The organism is Streptomyces sp. NPDC048664 (genome assembly GCF_040650555.1).
Taxonomy (GTDB): domain Bacteria; phylum Actinomycetota; class Actinomycetes; order Streptomycetales; family Streptomycetaceae; genus Streptomyces.
Genome location: NZ_JBEZHK010000008.1, coordinates 101,102 through 119,661 on the forward strand (window position 1 = coordinate 101,102; position 18,560 = coordinate 119,661).

General features: G+C 73.3%; 15 protein-coding genes. 6 read left to right on the forward strand and 9 right to left on the reverse strand.

What is annotated here, in order from left to right:
• Nucleotides 1-4: 4 nt before the first annotated feature.
• Nucleotides 5-1,213, reverse strand: a complete 1,209-nt coding sequence (locus AB0C59_RS11305; protein ID WP_363003027.1) for a pyridoxal phosphate-dependent aminotransferase — start codon at nucleotides 1,211-1,213, stop codon at nucleotides 5-7.
• 87 nt (nucleotides 1,214-1,300) lie between these two features.
• Between AB0C59_RS11305 and AB0C59_RS11310 the strand changes: the two genes are divergently transcribed.
• Nucleotides 1,301-1,975: a helix-turn-helix domain-containing protein gene (locus AB0C59_RS11310; RefSeq protein WP_363003029.1), complete on the forward strand. Its 675-nt coding sequence runs from the start codon at nucleotides 1,301-1,303 to the stop codon at nucleotides 1,973-1,975.
• A gap of 112 nt (nucleotides 1,976-2,087) precedes the next feature.
• On the opposite strand, the gene AB0C59_RS11315 is transcribed toward AB0C59_RS11310, so the two are convergent.
• The 3 genes from AB0C59_RS11315 to AB0C59_RS11325 are packed head-to-tail and all read right to left on the reverse strand — an operon-like array spanning nucleotide 2,088 to nucleotide 5,806.
• The gene (locus AB0C59_RS11315) at nucleotides 2,088-2,975 is read right to left on the reverse strand and encodes a hypothetical protein (RefSeq protein WP_363003031.1); all 888 of its coding nucleotides are present in this window, start codon (nucleotides 2,973-2,975) and stop codon (nucleotides 2,088-2,090) included.
• A complete protein-coding gene (locus tag AB0C59_RS11320; protein ID WP_363003033.1) occupies nucleotides 2,975-4,240 on the reverse strand; it encodes a VWA domain-containing protein in 1,266 nt (421 codons plus the stop codon). Before AB0C59_RS11320 ends, AB0C59_RS11315 begins: the two co-directional genes overlap by 1 nt.
• Before the next feature lie 57 nt (nucleotides 4,241-4,297).
• Nucleotides 4,298-5,806 carry an IucA/IucC family siderophore biosynthesis protein gene (locus AB0C59_RS11325; RefSeq protein ID WP_363003035.1) on the reverse strand — a complete coding sequence of 503 codons (1,509 nt, stop codon included), beginning with the start codon at nucleotides 5,804-5,806 and terminating at the stop codon, nucleotides 4,298-4,300.
• Nucleotides 5,807-5,933: 127 nt separating this feature from the next.
• Here AB0C59_RS11325 and AB0C59_RS11330 point away from each other — a divergent pair, with 127 nt between their 5' ends.
• Nucleotides 5,934-7,451 carry an IucA/IucC family protein gene (locus tag AB0C59_RS11330; protein ID WP_363003037.1) on the forward strand — a complete coding sequence of 506 codons (1,518 nt, stop codon included), beginning with the start codon at nucleotides 5,934-5,936 and terminating at the stop codon, nucleotides 7,449-7,451.
• Between the two features lie 28 nt (nucleotides 7,452-7,479).
• On the opposite strand, the gene AB0C59_RS11335 is transcribed toward AB0C59_RS11330, so the two are convergent.
• The gene (locus tag AB0C59_RS11335; protein ID WP_363003039.1) at nucleotides 7,480-8,442 is read right to left on the reverse strand and encodes an alpha/beta hydrolase; all 963 of its coding nucleotides are present in this window, start codon (nucleotides 8,440-8,442) and stop codon (nucleotides 7,480-7,482) included.
• A 118-nt stretch (nucleotides 8,443-8,560) separates the two neighbouring features.
• On the opposite strand from AB0C59_RS11335, the gene AB0C59_RS11340 reads away from it, so the two are divergent.
• A complete protein-coding gene (locus tag AB0C59_RS11340; protein ID WP_363003041.1) occupies nucleotides 8,561-9,538 on the forward strand; it encodes a GNAT family N-acetyltransferase in 978 nt (325 codons plus the stop codon).
• 61 nt (nucleotides 9,539-9,599) lie between these two features.
• Here AB0C59_RS11340 and AB0C59_RS11345 read toward each other — a convergent pair whose 3' ends face one another.
• Both AB0C59_RS11345 and AB0C59_RS11350 read right to left on the reverse strand, forming a co-directional pair.
• Nucleotides 9,600-10,571: an alpha/beta hydrolase gene (locus AB0C59_RS11345; RefSeq protein WP_363003043.1), complete on the reverse strand. Its 972-nt coding sequence runs from the start codon at nucleotides 10,569-10,571 to the stop codon at nucleotides 9,600-9,602.
• 308 nt (nucleotides 10,572-10,879) lie between these two features.
• The gene (locus AB0C59_RS11350) at nucleotides 10,880-13,624 is read right to left on the reverse strand and encodes a LuxR C-terminal-related transcriptional regulator (protein WP_363003045.1); all 2,745 of its coding nucleotides are present in this window, start codon (nucleotides 13,622-13,624) and stop codon (nucleotides 10,880-10,882) included.
• 188 nt (nucleotides 13,625-13,812) lie between these two features.
• Here AB0C59_RS11350 and AB0C59_RS11355 point away from each other — a divergent pair, with 188 nt between their 5' ends.
• The 3 genes from AB0C59_RS11355 to AB0C59_RS11365 all read left to right on the forward strand — a co-directional run bounded on the left by AB0C59_RS11355 (nucleotide 13,813) and on the right by AB0C59_RS11365 (nucleotide 15,949).
• Nucleotides 13,813-14,667 carry a helix-turn-helix domain-containing protein gene (locus AB0C59_RS11355; protein ID WP_363003047.1) on the forward strand — a complete coding sequence of 285 codons (855 nt, stop codon included), beginning with the start codon at nucleotides 13,813-13,815 and terminating at the stop codon, nucleotides 14,665-14,667.
• 86 nt (nucleotides 14,668-14,753) lie between these two features.
• Nucleotides 14,754-15,668 (forward strand): HipA family kinase, encoded by a 915-nt coding sequence (locus tag AB0C59_RS11360; RefSeq protein ID WP_363003049.1) that lies wholly within the window; start codon nucleotides 14,754-14,756, stop codon nucleotides 15,666-15,668.
• Nucleotides 15,665-15,949: a SelT/SelW/SelH family protein gene (locus AB0C59_RS11365; protein ID WP_363003051.1), complete on the forward strand. Its 285-nt coding sequence runs from the start codon at nucleotides 15,665-15,667 to the stop codon at nucleotides 15,947-15,949. Before AB0C59_RS11360 ends, AB0C59_RS11365 begins: the two co-directional genes overlap by 4 nt.
• Nucleotide 15,950: 1 nt before the next feature.
• Here AB0C59_RS11365 and aceB read toward each other — a convergent pair whose 3' ends face one another.
• Both aceB and AB0C59_RS11375 read right to left on the reverse strand, forming a co-directional pair.
• On the reverse strand, nucleotides 15,951-17,570 hold the full coding sequence (gene aceB / locus AB0C59_RS11370; protein WP_363003053.1) for a malate synthase A: 1,620 nt from the start codon (nucleotides 17,568-17,570) through the stop codon (nucleotides 15,951-15,953).
• 209 nt (nucleotides 17,571-17,779) lie between these two features.
• The gene (locus AB0C59_RS11375) at nucleotides 17,780-18,406 is read right to left on the reverse strand and encodes a nucleotidyltransferase family protein (RefSeq protein WP_363003055.1); all 627 of its coding nucleotides are present in this window, start codon (nucleotides 18,404-18,406) and stop codon (nucleotides 17,780-17,782) included.
• Nucleotides 18,407-18,560: the final 154 nt, after the last annotated feature.

Below are 18,560 nucleotides of genomic sequence, written 5' to 3' on the forward strand. Positions count from 1 at the left end.
CGGCCTACTGGCGGTACCCGCTCAGGAAGCGGCCGATGCGGCCGATGGCCGCCTCCAGGTCGTCCGCGTGGGGCAGGGTCAGGATGCGGAAGTGGTCGGGCGTCGGCCAGTTGAAGCCGGTGCCCTGGACGACCTGGATCTTCTCGCGCAGAAGGAGGTCCAGGACGAACTTCTCGTCGTCGTGGATCGGGTGCACCTTCGGGTCGATGCGCGGGAACGCGTACAGCGCGCCCTTCGGCTTGACGCAGGTGACGCCGGGGATCTCGTTGAGCTTCTCCCAGGCGCGGTCGCGCTGTTCGCGCAGCCGGCCGCCCGGCGCGGTCAGCTCGCCGATGGTCTGGCGGCCTCCCAGTGCGGCCTGGATCGCGTACTGCGCGGGGGCGTTGGCGCACAGCCGCATGGAGGCCAGCATCGTCAGGCCCTCCACGTAGTCGCGCGCGTGCTGCTTCGGGCCGCTCACCACCAGCCAGCCGGAGCGGAAGCCCGCCACCCGGTGGGTCTTCGACAGGCCGCAGAAGGTGAGGACGACGAGGTCGGGGGCGAGGGCGGCGGCCGAGTGGTGCAGGGCGTCGTCGTAGAGGATCTGGTCGTAGATCTCGTCGGCGAAGACCATCAGGCCGTGCCTGCGGGCGAGGTCGAGGATGCCCTCCAGGACCTCCTTCGGGTAGACCGCGCCCGTGGGGTTGTTGGGGTTGATGATGACCACGGCCTTCGTGCGGTCCGTGATCTTCGACGCCATGTCGTCCAGGTCCGGGTACCAGTCGGCCTGTTCGTCGCAGCGGTAGTGCACCGCGCGGCCCCCGGCGAAGGTCGTCACCGCCGTCCACAGGGGGTAGTCGGGGGCCGGGATGAGGATCTCGTCGCTGTCCTCCACCAGCGCCTGCACCGCCATCGAGACGAGTTCGGAGACGCCGTTGCCGAGGAAGACGTCGTCCACGCCGACGTCGATGCCCCGCTCCTGGTAGCGCTGGGCCACGGCGCGGCGGGCGGAGAGGATGCCGCGGGAGTCCGTGTAGCCGTGTGCCTGGGGGAGCATCCGGATCATGTCCTGGAGGATCTCCTCGGGCGGCTCGAAGCCGAAGAGCGCGGGGTTGCCGGTGTTCAGGCGCAGCACGCTGTGGCCCGCCTTCTCCAGCGCGTCGGCGTGCTCGATCACCGGGCCCCGGATCTCGTAGCAGACCTCGCTGAGCTTGCTCGACTGCCGGAACTCCATGAGACGCTTCCCCTCCGCCGACCGTTGATGCTTGGTTTTACCAAGTGGCAGCTTGGAAAGTCCAACAACGCGTCTAGACTGCGTCCCATGTCACCTCGCCGAAGCTACGACCAGCACTGCTCCACGGCCCGCGCGCTGGACGCCGTCGGTGACCGCTGGACCCTTCTGATCGTCCGGGAGCTGCTGGCGGGACCGCGCCGCTACACCGACCTGCACGCGGACCTGCCCGGGGTGAGCACGGACGTCCTGGCGTCCCGGCTGAAGGACATGGAGCGCGACGGGATCGCCACGCGCCGCCGGCTTCCCCCGCCCGCGGCGGCCTCCGTGTATGAACTCACCCCGCGCGGACGGGACCTGCTGCCGGTGCTCCAGGCGCTCGGGGGCTGGGGAGCGGCCGTGCCGGCCGAGCGCAGCCCGACGGACGCGGTGCGCGCGCACTGGCTCGCGCTGCCGCTGCTGCGCCTGATCGAGGGGAACGCGGGGCGCGGGCAGCAAGGGCTCGTCGAAGTCCGTCTGGACGAAGGGGTGTTCCACCTGTGGGTGGGCGCCGGGGAGGGGGCGGCGTACGGCGACGGCGCCGCGCCGCGTGAGCCCGACCTCCGTCTGGACCTCGACATGGACACGTGTGCGCGGCTCGGTGGCGGGGATCTGACGCTCGATCAGGCCGTGCTGGACGGCATGGTGGTGATGGCGGGGGAGGGTGCCCTCGCCGACGCGCTGCGCGGGCGACCGCTCCCCGCCGCGCCCACGTCCGCGAGCTGAGCCGACCCAGTCGGGGCGAGTCGAGTCAAGTCGTATCGAGCCGCGCCAAGTTGTGCGAAGGCCCGCCGTACCGGACGGTTACGGCGGGCCTCTCGCGGGGGGCGGGGGCGGGTCAGGCGCCCGGCGGTAGCCGGTGGGGCCGTCCCGAGCCGCGCGTCAGCGCGTAGCCGCCGATCCCGGCCAGCGCCGCGAGGACGCCGCCGAGCGCGGTCCACACCCAGCGGTCCGACCACCAGCCGGAGGCCCAGCCGTCGTCGGGCTTGAGCGAGAACAGCTTGGCCGACTTCTTGCCGTCGGAGTCCTGCGAGGTGGTCGCGATGCCCGGCACCACCGGCTGGGACAGCGAACCGTCCACCGCCGCCGCGCCACCCATGTCCTTGGAGTCCACCTGGACCTGGGCGTTCGCGGGCTGTCCCAGGTCGGCCGAGCCGAGGTCCACGGCCGTCAGCCGGATGTAGTACGTGCCCGGCAGCGGGGCGTCGTCCCACGGCTCGGCCCAGGAACGGACCGTGCGCAGCGTGCAGGACAGGTCGACGGACGTCGCGTCCTGGGCGGCGGTGCGGGTCTGCACGCCGTACTGGCAGGCCTGACGGCGCCGCAGACCGTCGTACACGTCCACCTGCCAGGTCTGCGTGCCGCCGCGCGACGTCGACGGCAGCTTCACCGTCGCCTTCACGGTGGGCCGTTGACCGGAGTCCGCCGGGAACGACCAGTACAGGTAGTCGCCGGTGGAGGCGTTCGCCGTGGCCTGCTGCCCCTGCGTGATCTCCGTCGCCGTACGGAACGACGTACCGGCCGAGGTCGGCGCGGCGCTGTCGCCCGACGGGCTCGCGGAGGGCGAGGGGTCGTCGGCGGCGGCCGGGGAGGCGGCGACGGCGAGCGCGGCGCCCGCCAGCAGGGCGGCCGCGGTCACGGCCCGCCCGAGCCGCGAGACACCCCGCGGCCGCTCACCCGCCGGACGGTCGTACATCAGTCGGTCACCCATCAGTCGGCCACCCATCAGTTGGTCCTCCAGACCGCGATCCGCCAGCGCGACACCCAGCCCCACACCAGACCCGCGAGGAATCCGATGAGGACCAGCGTGCCGAGCAGCCACCAGCCGCGTCCGAGACCGAAGGACGCCACGTCCGCCGCCTGGTCGGGACCGTCGACGACGTCGACCGTCAGCTCCATCGGCAGACCCGGCGTGGTCTTCACACCGGCCGCCGGGGAGAAGGAGTTGGCGACCTGGAGGCAGACCGTCTCGGCGGGCGCGTCCTCGTCGTCGCTCTCCGCCTTCGGGTAGCGCAGCCCCGTCGACATCGCGTCGGTGCGGCCGGAGCCCGTCGACTCGCCGCGCACGATCTCACGCCCGTGCGTGGTCAGCGCCCGCATCGTCACCCCGTAGTCCGGGTTGACCTGCCGGTCGTCCGAGACGCTCACCGAGGCGCGCAGTTCCTGACCGGGCTTCACCTCGACCCGGTAGAAGCGGTGCTGCGCGAACTCCTCGCGGTCCGTGAACAGACCGGACTTGAGGGTGGGGGCCGTGGCGCACTGCGCGGTGCCGTCCACGGCGACCGGGGTGACCACCTTGTGCGCCGTCCGGTCCACCAACTGGTTGACCTTGTCGGAGAGCTGCTCCTTGTGCTGTACCGAGGTGTAGGTGCCGCCGGTGGCCTCGGCGATGCAGCTCAGCTGCTTGTTCAGCTTGGCGTCCGGGACCAGGCCCAGCGTGTCGATGGTGAGCCCGATGCCCTTGGCGGCTATCTCCCGGGCCACCTCGCAGGGGTCCAGCGGAGCGCAGGTGTCCTCGCCGTCGCTGATCAGGACGATACGGCGCGTGCCGTTGCCGCCGCCCAGGTCGCCGGCCGCCTTCAGCAGGGCGGGTCCGATCGGTGTCCAGCCGGTGGGCTGCAGCGTGGCCACGGCCGACTTGGCCTGGTCACGGTTGAGCGGCCCCACCGGGTAGAGCTGCGCGGTGTCCTTGCAGCCCGTCTGGCGGTCGTTGCCCGGGTAGTTGGCCCCCAGCGTCCGGATGCCGAGCTGCACCTCCTGCGGCGTCGAGTCCACGACCTCGTTGAAGGCCTGCTTGGCCGCGTCCATGCGGGAGCCACCGTCGATGTCCTTGGCCCGCATGGAACCGCTGACGTCGAGAACGAGATCGACCTTGGGCGCGTCCTGGGCGGTCGTCTCGTCGGCGACGGCGCCCGCGGGGACCGCCATCCCGGCCGCCAGGGCGGCGAGCAGGGCGCAGACCCCGACAGCCAGCCGTTTACTTGTGATCATCGGCGGATCTTATTGACCGGAGGGGCGGGCTCCAAAACCGGTGGTCACATGTGCGCCTCAGGCCAGGGGGTTCGGCAGCAGGGTCCACTGGTCTCCCGGCTGCCGGGGCGACAGCCGCATGAGGGTCAACGCCTTGGTGGGCAGCGGGGCTTCGCGCAGCGCCGCCGCGTCGGGGGTGCGCGGCAGATCCCCGGCGGCCCCCGCGAGCGCCGCCCGCAGAGCCTCGGCCGAACCCGCCGTGGACGCCAGCGCCCCCGCCACGAGCGAACCGAACAGCTTGCGGCGCAGGGCCGTTTCGTCGTCCGTGACGATCCGGGCGGGCAACTCCGGGGCGGTCACGCCGTGTCGGGCGAGGCGGGCCGGGCTCACCCGGATGTCGGCGAGGTCGCGGTAGACCAGCCGGCGCGGTGAACCGTCGGGCGCGAGCACCACCAGCAGGTTCTGGCCGTGCGCCTCCAGCGCCACCCCCGTCTCCAGCAGCCGCAGGCCCACGGTGAGCGCCAGCCGTGCGAAGTCGGCCGACCAGGCCGGGGAGTCGGGCAGTCCGGTCAGGGGCAGGGCGGCCACGGGGACGACACGCTCCCCGGCCGCCGTGTCCGCGTACACCTCCGGCGGCTCCCGCAGGACCGCCGCCAGGTCGGGGGAGTGGGCGCTCGCGGCCCCCAGGGTGCGGGTGACGTGCAGCAGGCCGTCGGTGCGCGCCGCGATCGACTCCGCGAAAGCGGACACCGCGAGCGCGGTCTCGACCGAGCCGACCGAGACGTCCCGCACGGAGGACGTCAGCCGCGCGCTGACCGACGTCTTCACATGCAGGCCCTCGTACAGGCCGCCGTAGGGCAGGGCGAGGGTCCGCAGCGACATCAGCGGGCGCGCGTCGGGCCCGTCCTGCGCCGTCACACCGAGCACGTGCTCCGTCTGCCAGGGGTGTACCGGGACCAGCGGACGCTCCCCGTCCCGGAGCCACTTGGGCCATTCGCCCCGTACGAGGCAGTCGTCGACCGGCAGCAGCCCGAGCCGTACGACGGGCCGGTGCTCGGGACCGTACGCGAACTGCTCGGCCACGGAGAAACCCGGCCGTGAACGGCAGCCCGGGTGGTACGGATGCCCGTCCACCACCCGCTGCTCCCACTCCCCGCTCGATGTCGGCACGGCCGCGCCCGGCTCCGGCTGCCCGGCCCGGGACAGGGCCAACGACGCCGTACTGTGGTCGAGTTCGACGGCGAAGTCGGCGCCGTGCGGGACGCCGAGCGCCGTCATCAGCCGCGCCGGCCGGTCGTGGGGCTCCCCCTGAAGCCGTACCTCGGTGACGTACGCGGTGGTGGCGAACGGGTCGCACGCCGGGCCGTGCAGGCGCCGGCCGTCCACCAGGCGCAGGACGAGCCCGTCGGCCACCGCCTCCCGGCGGGCGATCCACGGCAGGGGCTCGTGCGCCAGCGCCCGCCACAGGCGCGTCAGCACGGCGGCGCGCGCGCCGGAGAGCGCGGCCGCGTACGACGCGGCGAGGCTCGGCCGAAGGGCATCGAGTTCCTGGGCGAGCTGTGCCTCGGCGGAGCAGGATGGATACACGGTCGGGCTCCTCACGGAGTGGATCGTAGTGAAAGATCACCAGATCACCAGATCGCCTGGTGGAAGATCACCACGGACATACTGGATGCCAGTGCACCGTACGGAACGAAGGGATCGCGGGTACCCCATGCACCCCAGGGACGAGGTCCCCGAGCAGGCCGACGCCTACGCGGCGGCCCCCCTGCTCACCTGCCTGCTGCGCGAGGCGGCGGACCCCACCGGCGAGCCCGGCGTCCACCGCCTGCGCGCGAGCGGCGTACTGCTGCGCGTACGCGGGGGCCGCCGGCCCCGCGACCCGGAGGTGCGCGCCGACGGCGCCTGGCAGCCGCTCACCCACGCCGAACTGGTCAAAATCATCGCCGACGAGCTGCGTGCCGCGACCGGACTGTCCAATCCCGAACTGCCCGTCGAGATGCTCGACAGCAGGGACGCGGTGGCGGCGATCCTGGCCGCCCGGGCCCGCGCGACGCCGCCCGACGACCTGTACCTGCGCTCCGAGCAGTCACTGATCACCGGGCACCCCTGCCATCCCGCCCCCAAGGCGCGCGGCGGCGGCCCGGTCACCAGCTGGCTGCCGTACGCTCCGGAGGCGTACGCCCGCTTCCCGCTCACCCTCCTGGGCGTGCGTGAGGACGTGGTCGTGGAGGAGGGCGACCTGACGGCGCTCGACGCGCTCGGCACCGCCCCGCGCGGCTACCGGCTGCTGCCCGCGCACCCCTGGCAGCTGGACCTGGTCTCCGGCCGCCCCGACATCAGGGCGGCGTTCGAGGACGGGCGGCTGCTGCGGCTGGGCGAGAGCGCGGGCCCCGTCGTTCCCACGGCCGCGATCCGCACGGTCTACGCCCCCGACGACGACCTGTTCCTCAAGTTCAGCCTGGAGGTGCGGATCACCAACGACATCCGCCGGCTGTGGCGCCACGACCTGCTCGCCCTGCGCCGCAAGGACGCGGCGGCGGTCCACGCGTTCCGGGCGTCGCGGGACCGGGCGTCGCGGGGCGGGGCTTCGCGGGGCCAGGGCCCGGCGGCCTGGCTGAGCGACCGGGGCTACCGCACGGCCGACTTCGCCTTCGAGGAACTCGCCGTTCTGGTCCGCGACGGGCTGCGCCCGCACGTCCTGCCCGGTGCCACACCGCTTCTGGCCGCGGCCCTCGTGGAGGGATTCGAGGGCAGTCCGCTCACCGCGACGGCCGACCCCGCCCCGTGGTGGGAGGCGTACCTGCGCCAGGTCGTGCCCCCCGTCCTGGAGGCGTTCGAGGAGCACGGTGTCGTCCTGGAGGCGCACCTGCAGAACACCCTGGTCGCCGTGGCCGCCGGCGGTCTTCCGGTGCAGGCGCTGTTCCGCGACGCGGAAGGGCTCAAGCTCCTCGCCGACGTGTCCCGCGAGGCGGGCTGGGAGCGGCTCGTGTACTGCCTGGTCGTCAACAACCTGACGGAAGTGGCCGCGCTGCTGGGCGAACACCGCCCCGGCTGGGACCCCTGGCCCGCCGCCCGCGCGGAGCTGGCCCGGCACCCCGTCCCCGAGGTCCCGGGCCTGCTCGCCTCGCCCACCCTGCCCGGCAAGACGAACCTGCTGCTGCGCTGGACGGGCGCCGACGGAGCGGACGCCCGCTATCTGCCCCTGCCCAACCCGCTGGCCCGCCGCTGAGTGCCCTCCGGCACCCGTCGCACCGTGCTCAGGCGCAGGCCCTGAAGAACTCGATGAGCGTGGAGGTCACTTCCTCGGGGCGCTCCTGCTGGGTCCAGTGCCCGCAGCCCGCCAGCTCCACGGGATCACGCCACAGGTTGGGCATCAGGGCGGGGAGCTTCCGGATCAGTTCGGGTGTGCCGGGGAAGGCGGGCACCACGTCCCGGTCGCCGTACATGTACAGGGCGGGCGTGGTGACCCGGGCGCCCTGCCAGGGGGCGGTGAGCTCCCAGTTGCGGTCCAGGTTGCGGTACCAGTTGAGGGCGCCGGTGAAGCCCCGGGAGAAGCTCTCGGTCAGCGCGTCCAGGTCCGCCTCGCTGAACCACTCCGGCAGCACCTCGGGGTCCGGCATGGAGTCGAGCCAGCCCTTGTCCGGGTCCACCAGCGGCTGCTTGACCTCGCCGGAGCGGGCGGCGTCGCCGGAGGCCGAGTAGAAGAACTTCCGCAGGGTGGTGCGGGTGTCCCGGGCGAACTCGGCGTCGGCGACACCGGGGCGGTTGAAGTAGTTCCAGTAGAAACGGCCGCCGAACCGCTCCTCCATCGTGACGAGCGGCGGCTCCTTCGGCCGGGTCGGCGGCGGCACGCTCAGCCCGGCCACGCCGCGCACCATGTCCGGCCGCAGCAGCGCGGTGTGCCAGGCGACCGGCGCGCCCCAGTCGTGCCCGACGACGTACGCCTTCTCCTCGCCCAGGGCCCGGATCAGGCCGACGACGTCCCCGACCAGATGGAAGATGCTGTACGCGTCCACGTCCTCGGGATGGTCGCTGCTCCCGTAGCCGCGCTGGTCGGGAGCCACCACGCGGTAGCCGGCCTCGGCCAGCGGGCCGAACTGGCGGTGCCAGGAGTGCCATGACTCGGGGAAGCCGTGCAGGAGCACCACAAGGGGACCGCTGCCCTGCTCCGCCACGTGGAGCCGAATGCCGTTCACGTCAACCATTCGATGCTCAACCATGCACCCACCGTACGCGACGTGATCTCCGGTGCTGGGGAGGGCGGTTGCCGAAAACCTGATTGCGGCTCGGTTCGGCCGTCGGATAGACGTGGCGCGCGACCACCCACGGGAGTGTGCTGTGCCCTTCACGCCGAACGACCTGACCATCCGCCCGATCACCGGGCCCGAAGAACTCGACCTCTTCCGCGAACTGCCCTACGTCCTCGACCACGAACTCGCCGACGACCTCGCCGAGCGCCGCCGACGCCCGGAATGGATGTGGATCGCCCGGCGCGGCGACCGCGTCCTGGCCCGCGTCGCCTGGTGGAGCCGGCCGGGCGACTTGGTGCCGGACCGCCTGGACATCCTCGACGTCCTGGACGGCGGCGACGACGCCCGGCGAGGCGGCGCCCCGGGACCGGACCGCCTGGACGTCGGCGAGCTGCTGCTGCGCACCGCGATGAGCGCCGTCCTCCCCGCCGGCTCGACGCCCCCCGAGTACGGCCGGTTCGTGGCCCCCGACTGGCGGGACACCCCGGCATCCGCACGAACGGTCCAGGACCGCATGGCGATCCTGCGGCGCACCGGCGCCGAGCTGTTCGTGGAACGGCTGCGCCTGGAGTGGCGCCCCGGGGCCTCACCCCTTCCCGCTCCCGCCGGGCACCTCGCGTTCCGGCCGGTCGACGGCACCGGGGAACTGATCGACCTGATGACCTCGGCCCTCACCGGGACACTCGACGCCCACGGCCGCGACGACCTGACCCGGATGTCCGCCCGGCAGGCGGCCGTGCGGCACTACGAGGACGAACTCGCCCGCTTCACCAGCCCGCGTGACTGGTGGTGCGTCGCCACCCTCCCCGACAAGGAGCCGGTCGGCTTCGTCATCCCGGCCCACAACGGGTACAACCCGGTCATCGCCTACATCGCGGTCCTGCCCGCCCACCGGGGCAAGGGGCACATCGACGCCCTCCTCGCCCACGGCACCCGCCTCCTGGCCGAGCAGGACGTCCCCCGCGTCCGGGCCGCCACCGATCTCGGCAACGTGCCGATGGCGAGGGCGTTCCGGCGCGCCGGGTACGTCGAGTTCGGGCGCGAGATCACCATGACCTGGAGCTGACCCGGGCCCGCGTGCCCCGCCGGGCAGGACCGCCCCGCCGGGCAGGGCGGTCCGGACGCGGTCAGGCGGTGTGCAGGGCCGCGTGCAGCGTGCGCACGGCCAGGGAGATGGCGGCCTCGGCCGCGTGAGTGCCGCGCAGGGCGTTCAGCATCACGAAGTCGTGGATGACGCCCTGGAAGCGCACGGCGGTGACGGGCACCTCGGCCTCGCGCAGCTTGTTGGCGTACGCCTCGCCCTCGTCACGCAGCACGTCGGCCTCGGCGGTGATGACCAACGCGGGGGGCAGATCACGCAGTTGCTCGACGCTCGCACGCAGCGGGGAGGCGGTGACCCGGGCGCGCTCGGCCTCGTCCGTCGTGTACTGGTCCCAGAACCAGCGCATGCCGTCCTGGCGCAGGAAGTACCCGGTGGCGAACTGGCGGTAGGAGTTGGTGTCGAAGTTCGCGTCCGTGACCGGGTAGAACAGCACCTGCTGCGCGATCGGCATGCCGCCGCGCTCCTTGGCCATCAGGGTCAGCGCGGCCGTCATGTTGCCGCCCACCGAGTCACCGGCCACCGCCAGCCGCGTGGCGTCCAGGCCGTGGGCGGCGCCCTCGTCCAGGACCCACCGGGCGACCGTGTAGTTCTGCTCGATCGCGACCGGGTAGCGGACCTCGGGGGAGAGGTCGTACTCCGGGAAGACGACCGCGGCGTCCGCGCCGACCGCCAGCTCACGCACCAGGCGGTCGTGGGTGTGCGCGTTGCCGAACACCCAGCCGGCGCCGTGGATGTAGACGATGACCGGAAGCGTCCCGGTGGCGCCCGCGGGCTTGACGATCCGCGCCCGGACATTTCCCGTGGGGCCGCCCTGGACGGTGACCCACTCCTCGTCGACCGCCGGCTTGTCGATGTCGCCCGACTGCACGTCGTCGACCGCCTTGCGTCCCTCCGCCGGCGACAGGTCGAACAGATACGGGGGGTTGGCGGTCGCCGCGGCGAACGCCGCGGCGGCGGGCTCCAGTACCGGCTCCACCGGCGTGAACGCGTCGGACATGTGCAACTCCTGCTGGATCGAAGGACATCAGGCACTCGGCAGTCTCATCGAGCAGGACCCGACGAAAATTCCCGGAGTGCGGTGGTCGCGCGTCACGCTAGCCGCGGCAGGGGCACCCCGATTGCCCGCGAACGCACGCGAGTTGTCCTCACCGCGCACGATCCGCCCGTGCACTGAGGAGAAAACGACGGTGCGCCGACAGCCCGACGGGCCCCACCGAAGGCCGCTCCACCGCCATGGTGAGGTTCCCGGGCGGCTACGTCGCCGAACCGCACGCGGGCGGCGACCACTGACCGCCGCCCCCGCCGTCACCGGGGCAGCACCTGGCGCAGACTGCGCCGGGAGCCGATGCCGAGCTTCCGGAACACCTTGGCCATGTGGTACTCCACCGTGCTCGCGCTGAGGAACAGGGCGGCGGCTATCTCCTGGTTGGTGGCGCCCTCGGCGGCCAGCCGGGCCACCCGAGCCTCCTGCGGCGTCAGCCCGTGACCGGCCCCGGGGGCCCGCGGGTGGGGGCGGCCGCCCGTCGCGGTCAGCTCCACCCGGGCCCGCTCGGCGAAAGCCGCCGCGCCCATCCCGGTGAACAGCTCATGGGCCTGCGACAACTGGTCCCGGGCCTCCTGCCGCCGGCGACGGCGACGCAACCACTCCCCGTACACCAGACGGGTCCGCGCCACCTCCGTGGCCGGGCCACCGGGGGTCAGATGGCCGAGAGCCCGCGTGAACAGCTCCTCGGCCGCCTCGTCGGACGCGAGCAGCGCCCGGCTGCGGGCCAGCACCCCCAGCGCCCAGGGCGTCCCGCTCGCCACCGCCCGTTCGGCGAGCCGGTCCAGGGCCCGCCCGGCCATGTCCCGGTCGTCGTTGCGCACGGCGGCCTCGACCAGGTCGGGCAGGGCGAGCCCGCCGAAGTGCGGCGGGTCCTGCTCGAACACCGTCTGCGCCGCCGCCTGCGCCTCACGGTAGCGGCAGCGGCCGAGTTCGAGCAGGGCCAGCGCGGCCCGCGCCAACTCGGCCTGGATGCCGCCGGGGCGGTCGGCCCCGGGCCCCGCCTGGGCCGCCACCGCAGCCCGCGTCCGCTCCTCGTCGCCCCGCCAGGCGTGCAGCATGACATCGCTGGGATGGGAGCGGCGCGGGTCGGCGCCGGTCGCCTCCGACACGTCCTTGAACTCGGCGAAGTGCTCCTCGGCGGCGCCGAGATTCCCCCGGAACGTCTCCCAGGTCGCCGAGGCGTGGGCCGCGACCTGGAGCATCCGCAGGGCGCCCTGACCGCGTGCCGCGTGCGCGTAACGGCGGGCGCAGGCGCCCAGGGCATCCAGGTCCCACAGCTCGATCGCGCTGATCATCCCCAGCAGGATCCACCGGGCGGCGTCGCCGAACTCGGCCCGGTCCGCCCGCATGGCGAGGAGCGCGTCGCACAGGAGCGGCGCCGCGGCCGGATGGCCGACGGCGATCAGCCGGGCGTGCCCGGCCAGCAGCAGGTCCGCCACGCCCGGCTCGCCCGGCACGGGCGGCGCGTCGAGCGCGGCGCGGGCCACCTCCAGCGCGCCCGCCCCGGTCTCGGCCCGCTCAGCCACGCACGCGGCGTCCACGGCCTCCAGCAGGGTGTCGCGGGTGGCCGGCGGATCCGTCGGGGCCAGGATGCGGGCGGCGGCCAGCAGCCTGCCCACGGCGTTCCCCCGGCCGAGCATGACGGCGATCAGGCCGCGCAACCGCTGCGCGTGGGCGTCGAGAGCGGGCACCCCGTGATCCGGCGACACCTGGTCCAGAAGCTGCTCGGCCCGGTAGGGCGCCCCGGCCGTCAGCGCCGCCGCGCTAGCGGCGAGCAGCCGCAGGTCACGGGCGACGCCCTCCCGGGACAACTCGGCGGCACGCTGGAGGTAGGCGGCCTGCGCGAGGTACCCGCCGTGCTCGCGGGCGCGCTCCGCGCACGCCTCCAGCTCGGCGGCGACCTCCTCGTCCGGGCCGCTGGAAGCGGCGGCACGGTGCCAGGCGCGGCGTTCCGCCTGCGCGGGCCGGTCCAGTTCCGCCGCGAGGGCGGCGTGCACCCGCCGCCGGTCGACCAGCGACGCGCCGCTATAGACGGCGGACCGGATCAGCGGGTGGCGGAAGCGCGCCGTGCCGTCGGCCGCGCGTTCGGCCAAGAGGTCCATGCGGGTGGCGTCCTCGACGGCCAGCGCGACCGCGTCGTCCGTGACGGGCTCCAAGCGCTGGACGGCCCGCCGGACCAGGGCGACGTCGCCGGTGGAGTCGGCCGCGGCGGCGAGCAGCACCGTCTGCACCAGCGGGGGGAGTTCGCGCACCCGGGTCAGGAAGCGCGCCTCCACCCGGCGGTCCAGGGGCAGGGGTTCCCCCTCGGCCAGTTCGCCCGCGGCGACCGTCCGGGCGAGTTCGCGGATCGCCAGCGGGTTGCCCGCGGTCTCGGTGAGGATCCGCTCGGCCACCACGCGGTCGAGGCCGCCGTCCACCTCGTCGGTGAGCAGGGCCAGGGCGTCCGGGGCCGGCAGTCCCGTGACCTCCAGTTCGGGCAGGCCGCCGAAGGGAGCCGCCAGGACGTCGTCCGCGCGGACGCCGAACAGCATCACGATGGAGTCCGCGTGCAGCCTGCGGCTGACGAAGGCCAGGACGTCGAGCGACTCCCGGTCCACCCACTGGGCGTCGTCGCACACGATCAGCAGGGGCAGTTCGGCGGCGGCGTCCGCGAGCAGGGTCAGGGTGGCCAGGCCGACCAGGAAACGGTCCGGGGCAGGCGCCGCGCTCATCCCGAACGCGGTCTCCAGGGCGTCCCGTTGGGGCGAGGGCAGCCGGTGGCGTCGGTCGAGGAAGGGGAGCAGCAGACGATGCAGGGCGGCGAAGCCGAGTTCCTGCTCCACCTCCACGCCCGCGACCTGGCTGACGCGGAACCCCGAGGCGCGGCCGACGGTGTGCTCCAGCAGAGCGGTCTTGCCGATGCCCGCGCTGCCGCGCAGGACGACGGCTCCGCTGAGACCCTCGCGTGCCGTGACGAGCAGGCCGTCCAAGACGGCTCGCTCAGCCTCCCGATCGTACATGAGCATGATCGGACACTATCGGCCTTTGCGGACCCACCTTCCCAGTCCGGACGCCCGAGGGGCGCGGTGCCCCGGGGTGTTCCCGCGCCGCGGACTGGGGACTTTCCCTGATGCGCGGGCGGCCCCACCGGGGCAGGGTGGGAGGCGCCCGGCGCGGTCGCGGCGGGCGGGAACACGCACACGGGTGAGGCACGATGACGTCGGACGCGCATAATTCGGCCGCCCTGGGGTTTCTCCGCATCTCCACCCTCGAAGCGGCGCCGGGCGCCACGGGCGGGGCCGGTCGGCCGAGCCGGGAGGCGGACGCCGAGGCGGTCGTCCTGAGCGTGCAGGACTCGGGCACCGCGGTCATCACCCAGGGCGACCGCAGCACCGAGCTGGCCCCTGGCGACATGTTCCTGCACGACTCCGCCCGCCCCAGCCTGGTGGAGCACCGACGGCCCGGCAGGCTCCATGTCTTCCGGATGCCGCGCGGCGCCCTCGCGGTCTCCGACCCGGACCTGCGGCGCATCGTCGCGGCGCCGGTCCGGCCGGGGGAGGGCGGCGCGGCGGAACCCCTGTCGTCGCTGCTGCGCTCGATCGCCGGCTCGGGGCGGCCGTGCCCGCCCTGGCTCGGCGAGCGCCTGGCGGGCCACGCGGCGGACATGCTGGCGACCGTGGTCGCCGAACGCAACCACGACACGGCACGGTCCGCGCAGGACAGCGCCGCCGACACGCTGGTGGCCCGCATCCGGCGGTACGCCGAGGCCCATCTGGCCGACCCCGGACTCTCCCCCGCGTCGATCGCCGCCGCCCACTTCGTCTCGGTGCGCTACGTCCACAAGCTCTTCGCCGCCCAGGACCTGACGCTCGGCCGCTGGATACAGCGGCGCCGCCTGGAGGAGTGCCGCCGCGAACTCGCGCACGCGGGCAGGAACGGCCCCTCCGTCCTGGCGGTCGCCCACCGCTGGGGCTTCGTCAACGCGGCCCACTTCAGCCGCGCGTTCCGACGTGCCTACGGCATGTCCCCCACAGACTGGCGTCGAGCGAACCTGGCACCCGCCCCCTGACACGCGGCCCGCCCCGGACGTCTCGCCTGGTTACGATGGTCGTCGCGGTTCGAGGGCCGTGAGTGGACCGGTCGTCAGGGGGAGAGATGCTGAGAGAGGTCACCGCGACCCGCTACGTCGAGCCCCTGCGGTCCGGGGGTTCCGTGCCCGGGGTGGTCGAGGCCGACGACCTCGGGACGTACGTCGTGAAGTTCACCGGCTCGGCGCAGGGCGTGAAGGCACTGGTCGCCGAGGTGATCGTCGGGGGCCTGGCGCGCGAGCTCGGCCTCCGGGTGCCCGAACTGGTGCTCGCGCACTTCGATCCGGCCCTCGCCGCGCACGAGCCCCACCAGGAGGTGCGGGACCTGCTGGACGCGAGCCCGGGGCTGAACCTGGGCATGGACTTCCTGCCGGGCGCCCGTGACTTCACCCCCGAGGTCGCCGCCGCGTGCACGGTCGACCCGGTGGAGGCGGGGAAGATCGTCTGGCTGGACGCGCTCACCGTCAACGTCGACCGCACGGTGCACAGTTCCAACCTCATGGTCTGGCCCACGTTCGGCATCGCGCCCCCGAGGCTGTGGCTCATCGACCACGGCGCGGCCCTCGTCTTCCACCACCGCTGGGACGCCTCGGCGCCCGAGAAGGCGTACGACTTCCGCCATCACGCGCTCGGCCACTTCGCCCCGGACACCCGTGCCGCCGAGGCCGAGCTGGCGCCCAAGGTGACCGTGGAGCTGCTGCGGGAGGTCGCCGCGCAGGTGCCGGACGCATGGCTCGAAGGAGAGCCGGGCTTCGCGTCGCCCGGCGACGTGCGGGACGCCTACGTCGGCTATCTCGCGGCCCGGGCCGAGGCGTCCGCGGCCTGGCTGCCCACCGACTTCCCCTCCCGCGCGGAGATCGCCGCCGAGGAGGCCCGCCGCGCGGCACGGACGCGCAGGGCACGGCCCGACTGGCTCAAGCGGGTCCCGGACCTGCACGGCAAACCAGCCGCGCAACAGGATTGGTCGGTGCACCTGGGATGACGGACACCCATCGCGTTCAGATCGAGTACTGCACACAGTGCCGTTGGCTGCCCCGTGCGGCCTGGCTGGCGCAGGAACTGCTCACGACGTTCGAGACCGAGCTGACGGAGCTCGCCCTCAAGCCGGGCACGGGCGGCGTCTTCGTCGTGCGGGTCGACGACGAGATCGTCTGGGACCGCCGGGCACAGGGCTTCCCGGAGCCCACGGCGGTCAAGCGGCTGGTGCGCGACCGAGTGGCCCCGGGCAGGTCCCTGGGCCACTCGGAGCGGCGGGCGGACTGAGTCAGTCCGCGAGCTGCTCGTACGCGGGCAGGGTCAGGAAGTCCGCGTAGTCCTCGTCCAGGGCGACCTTGAGCAGCAGGTCGTGGGCCTGCTGCCAGTGGCCCGACGTGAAGGCGTCCTCGCCGAGTTCGGCCCTGATGCGTCCGAGTTCCTCGGCGGCGACCTCACGGGCGAGTTCCGGGGTCGCCCTGCGGCCGTCCTCGAACTCGACGCCCGCGTTGATCCACTGCCAGATCTGGGAGCGGGAGATCTCGGCGGTGGCCGCGTCCTCCATCAGGTTGAAGATGGCGACGGCGCCCAGTCCGCGCAGCCACGCCTCGATGTAACGGACGCCCACCTGCACGGCGTTGACGAGGCCCGCGTACGTCGGCCTCGCGTGGAGGGAGTCGACGGCGATCAGGTCGGCGGCCTTGACGTCCACGTCCTCACGCAGCCGGTCCTTCTGGTTCGGCCTGTCGCCCAGCACCCGGTCGAAGGAGGCCATGGCGATCGGCACCAGGTCGGGATGGGCGACCCAGGAGCCGTCGAAGCCGTCGCCCGCCTCACGGTCCTTGTCCGCCTTGACCTTCTCGAAGGCGACCCGGTTGATCTCCTCGTCGCGCCGTGACGGGATGAACGCCGCCATGCCGCCGATCGCGTGCGCGCCGCGCTTGTGGCAGGTGCGGACGAGGAGTTCGGTGTAGGCGCGCATGAACGGGGCCGTCATCGTGACCGCGTTGCGGTCCGGCAGCACGAACCTCGGGCCGCCGTCCCGGAAGTTCTTGACGATGGAGAAGAGGTAGTCCCATCGGCCCGCGTTCAATCCCGAGGCGTGGTCGCGCAGTTCGTAGAGGATCTCCTCCATCTCGTAGGCCGCCGTGATCGTCTCGATCAGGACGGTGGCGCGGATGGTCCCCTGCGGGATGCCGAGGTACTCCTGGGCGAACACGAAGACGTCGTTCCACAGGCGCGCCTCGAGGTGCGACTCCGTCTTCGGGAGGTAGAAGTACGGTCCCCTGCCCAGGTCCAGCAGGCGCTGGGCGTTGTGGAAAAAGTACAGGCCGAAGTCGACGAGCGCGCCGGGCACCTGCTGCCCGTCCACCAGGAGGTGACGTTCGTTCAGATGCCAGCCACGCGGGCGCATGACGACCGTCGCCAGCTCCTCGTCCGGCCGCAGGGCGTACGACCTGCCCGAGCCCGGGTCCGTGAAGTCGATGTTCCTGGTGTAGGCGTCGATCAGGTTCAACTGGCCGAGGACCACGTTCTCCCAGGTCGGCGCGGAGGCGTCCTCGAAGTCCGCGAGCCACACCCGGGCGCCCGAGTTGAGGGCGTTGATGGTCATCTTGCGGTCGGTGGGACCGGTGATCTCCACCCGGCGGTCGTCCAGGGCGGCGGGCGCGGGCGCCACCTTCCAGGAGTCGTCCGCGCGGATCGCGGCGGTCTCGGGAAGGAAGTCGAGCGTCGAGGTGCGGGCGATCTCGGCGCGGCGTTCGGCCCGGCGCGCGAGCAGCTCGTCGCGCCGGGGCGTGAACCGGCGGTGGAGGGCGGCCACGAAGGCGAGGGCCGCCTCGCCGAGGACCTCGTCCTGCCGCGGCAGGGGCTCGGCGGCGACGACGGCCGGCGACGGCGCGGGTGCGGACATCAGCGGTCACTTCCTTCGGCGATGGCACCAGGTGCCAGGCGGTCCGGTCGGGTGTGCGCGGGGGTCACGGGTCACCGACGGCGGCCAGGGCCCCTTCTGAAAAGTGGATACTAGTTTCCTCATGGTGGAAGTTCAATGATCTGTTGACGGATCTGCCGACGTCGGGAATCTCCGCTTCGAGCCGGGGTGGCGCTCGGTGCCACCCCCCTTCACTCAAGGTGGCCCAGGTCGTCCTCGGTGTCGATGTCGTAGGGCCGCGCCACGTCCCCGCACTCCACCACGGCGATCGCGTCCTCATGCGCCTTCAGATACGCACGCGCGCCCCGGTCGCCCGTCGCGGCCGCCGCGACACCGGCCCAGTGGCCGGCGCCGAGCAGCACCGGATGGCCGCGCGCCCCCGCGTAGGCGGCGGAGGCCAGCGCCATCGGGTCCTCGCCGGCGACGCCCCTCTCGCGGGCGCCGAGGACCCGGGCCACCGCCTCCGGTCCGATGCCCGGCTGGTCCACCAGCAGCACCAGCGCCGCCGGCGCGCCGGTCCCGGCGAGCGAGTCGAGCCCGGCGCGCAGCGAGGAGCCCATGCCCTGCTCCCAGTCCGGGTTGTCCACCAGTACGCACCCGGTCAGATCCGCCCGCTCGCGCACGACCTCGGCCGCGGCGCCCAGCACCACATGGACCCGATCGCATCCGGCCGTTAGCAGAACGTTCACGGCGCGCTCCACGAGAAGGCTCCCTCGATGCTCCAGCAGTGCCTTGGGCCGGCCGCCGAGCCTGCGTCCGCCGCCTGCCGCAAGGAGCAGTCCGGCTGCGGGGGTCTTCCGGTCGTCGTCGCGCGTCATGCCTCCTGCATACCGGACAGCGCCCCGCGGCAGTGGTCTCCATGGGCTGAATTTCGGTCCGTACGGTGGCGCCCGGCGCGCCGGTTGGCGTTTACTGACCGTCCCCGGTGCTCGACTCAACGCCACGGGGGTGACGGGGCCGCGTATCGAAGCC

Excerpts from the sequence above, each read along its gene's own strand:
- AB0C59_RS11305 (WP_363003027.1), bottom strand. The coding sequence starts at position 1,213 with ATGGAGTTCCGGCAGTCGAGCAAGCTCAGCGAGGTCTGCTACGAGATC.
- AB0C59_RS11310 (WP_363003029.1), top strand. The coding sequence starts at position 1,301 with ATGTCACCTCGCCGAAGCTACGACCAGCACTGCTCCACGGCCCGCGCG.
- AB0C59_RS11315 (WP_363003031.1), bottom strand. The coding sequence starts at position 2,975 with ATGGGTGGCCGACTGATGGGTGACCGACTGATGTACGACCGTCCGGCG.
- AB0C59_RS11320 (WP_363003033.1), bottom strand. The coding sequence starts at position 4,240 with ATGATCACAAGTAAACGGCTGGCTGTCGGGGTCTGCGCCCTGCTCGCC.
- AB0C59_RS11330 (WP_363003037.1), top strand. The coding sequence starts at position 5,934 with ATGCACCCCAGGGACGAGGTCCCCGAGCAGGCCGACGCCTACGCGGCG.
- AB0C59_RS11335 (WP_363003039.1), bottom strand. The coding sequence starts at position 8,442 with ATGGTTGAGCATCGAATGGTTGACGTGAACGGCATTCGGCTCCACGTG.
- AB0C59_RS11345 (WP_363003043.1), bottom strand. The coding sequence starts at position 10,571 with ATGTCCGACGCGTTCACGCCGGTGGAGCCGGTACTGGAGCCCGCCGCC.
- AB0C59_RS11350 (WP_363003045.1), bottom strand. The coding sequence starts at position 13,624 with ATGCTCATGTACGATCGGGAGGCTGAGCGAGCCGTCTTGGACGGCCTG.
- AB0C59_RS11355 (WP_363003047.1), top strand. The coding sequence starts at position 13,813 with ATGACGTCGGACGCGCATAATTCGGCCGCCCTGGGGTTTCTCCGCATC.
- AB0C59_RS11360 (WP_363003049.1), top strand. The coding sequence starts at position 14,754 with ATGCTGAGAGAGGTCACCGCGACCCGCTACGTCGAGCCCCTGCGGTCC.
- AB0C59_RS11365 (WP_363003051.1), top strand. The coding sequence starts at position 15,665 with ATGACGGACACCCATCGCGTTCAGATCGAGTACTGCACACAGTGCCGT.
- aceB (WP_363003053.1), bottom strand. The coding sequence starts at position 17,570 with ATGTCCGCACCCGCGCCGTCGCCGGCCGTCGTCGCCGCCGAGCCCCTG.
- AB0C59_RS11375 (WP_363003055.1), bottom strand. The coding sequence starts at position 18,406 with ATGACGCGCGACGACGACCGGAAGACCCCCGCAGCCGGACTGCTCCTT.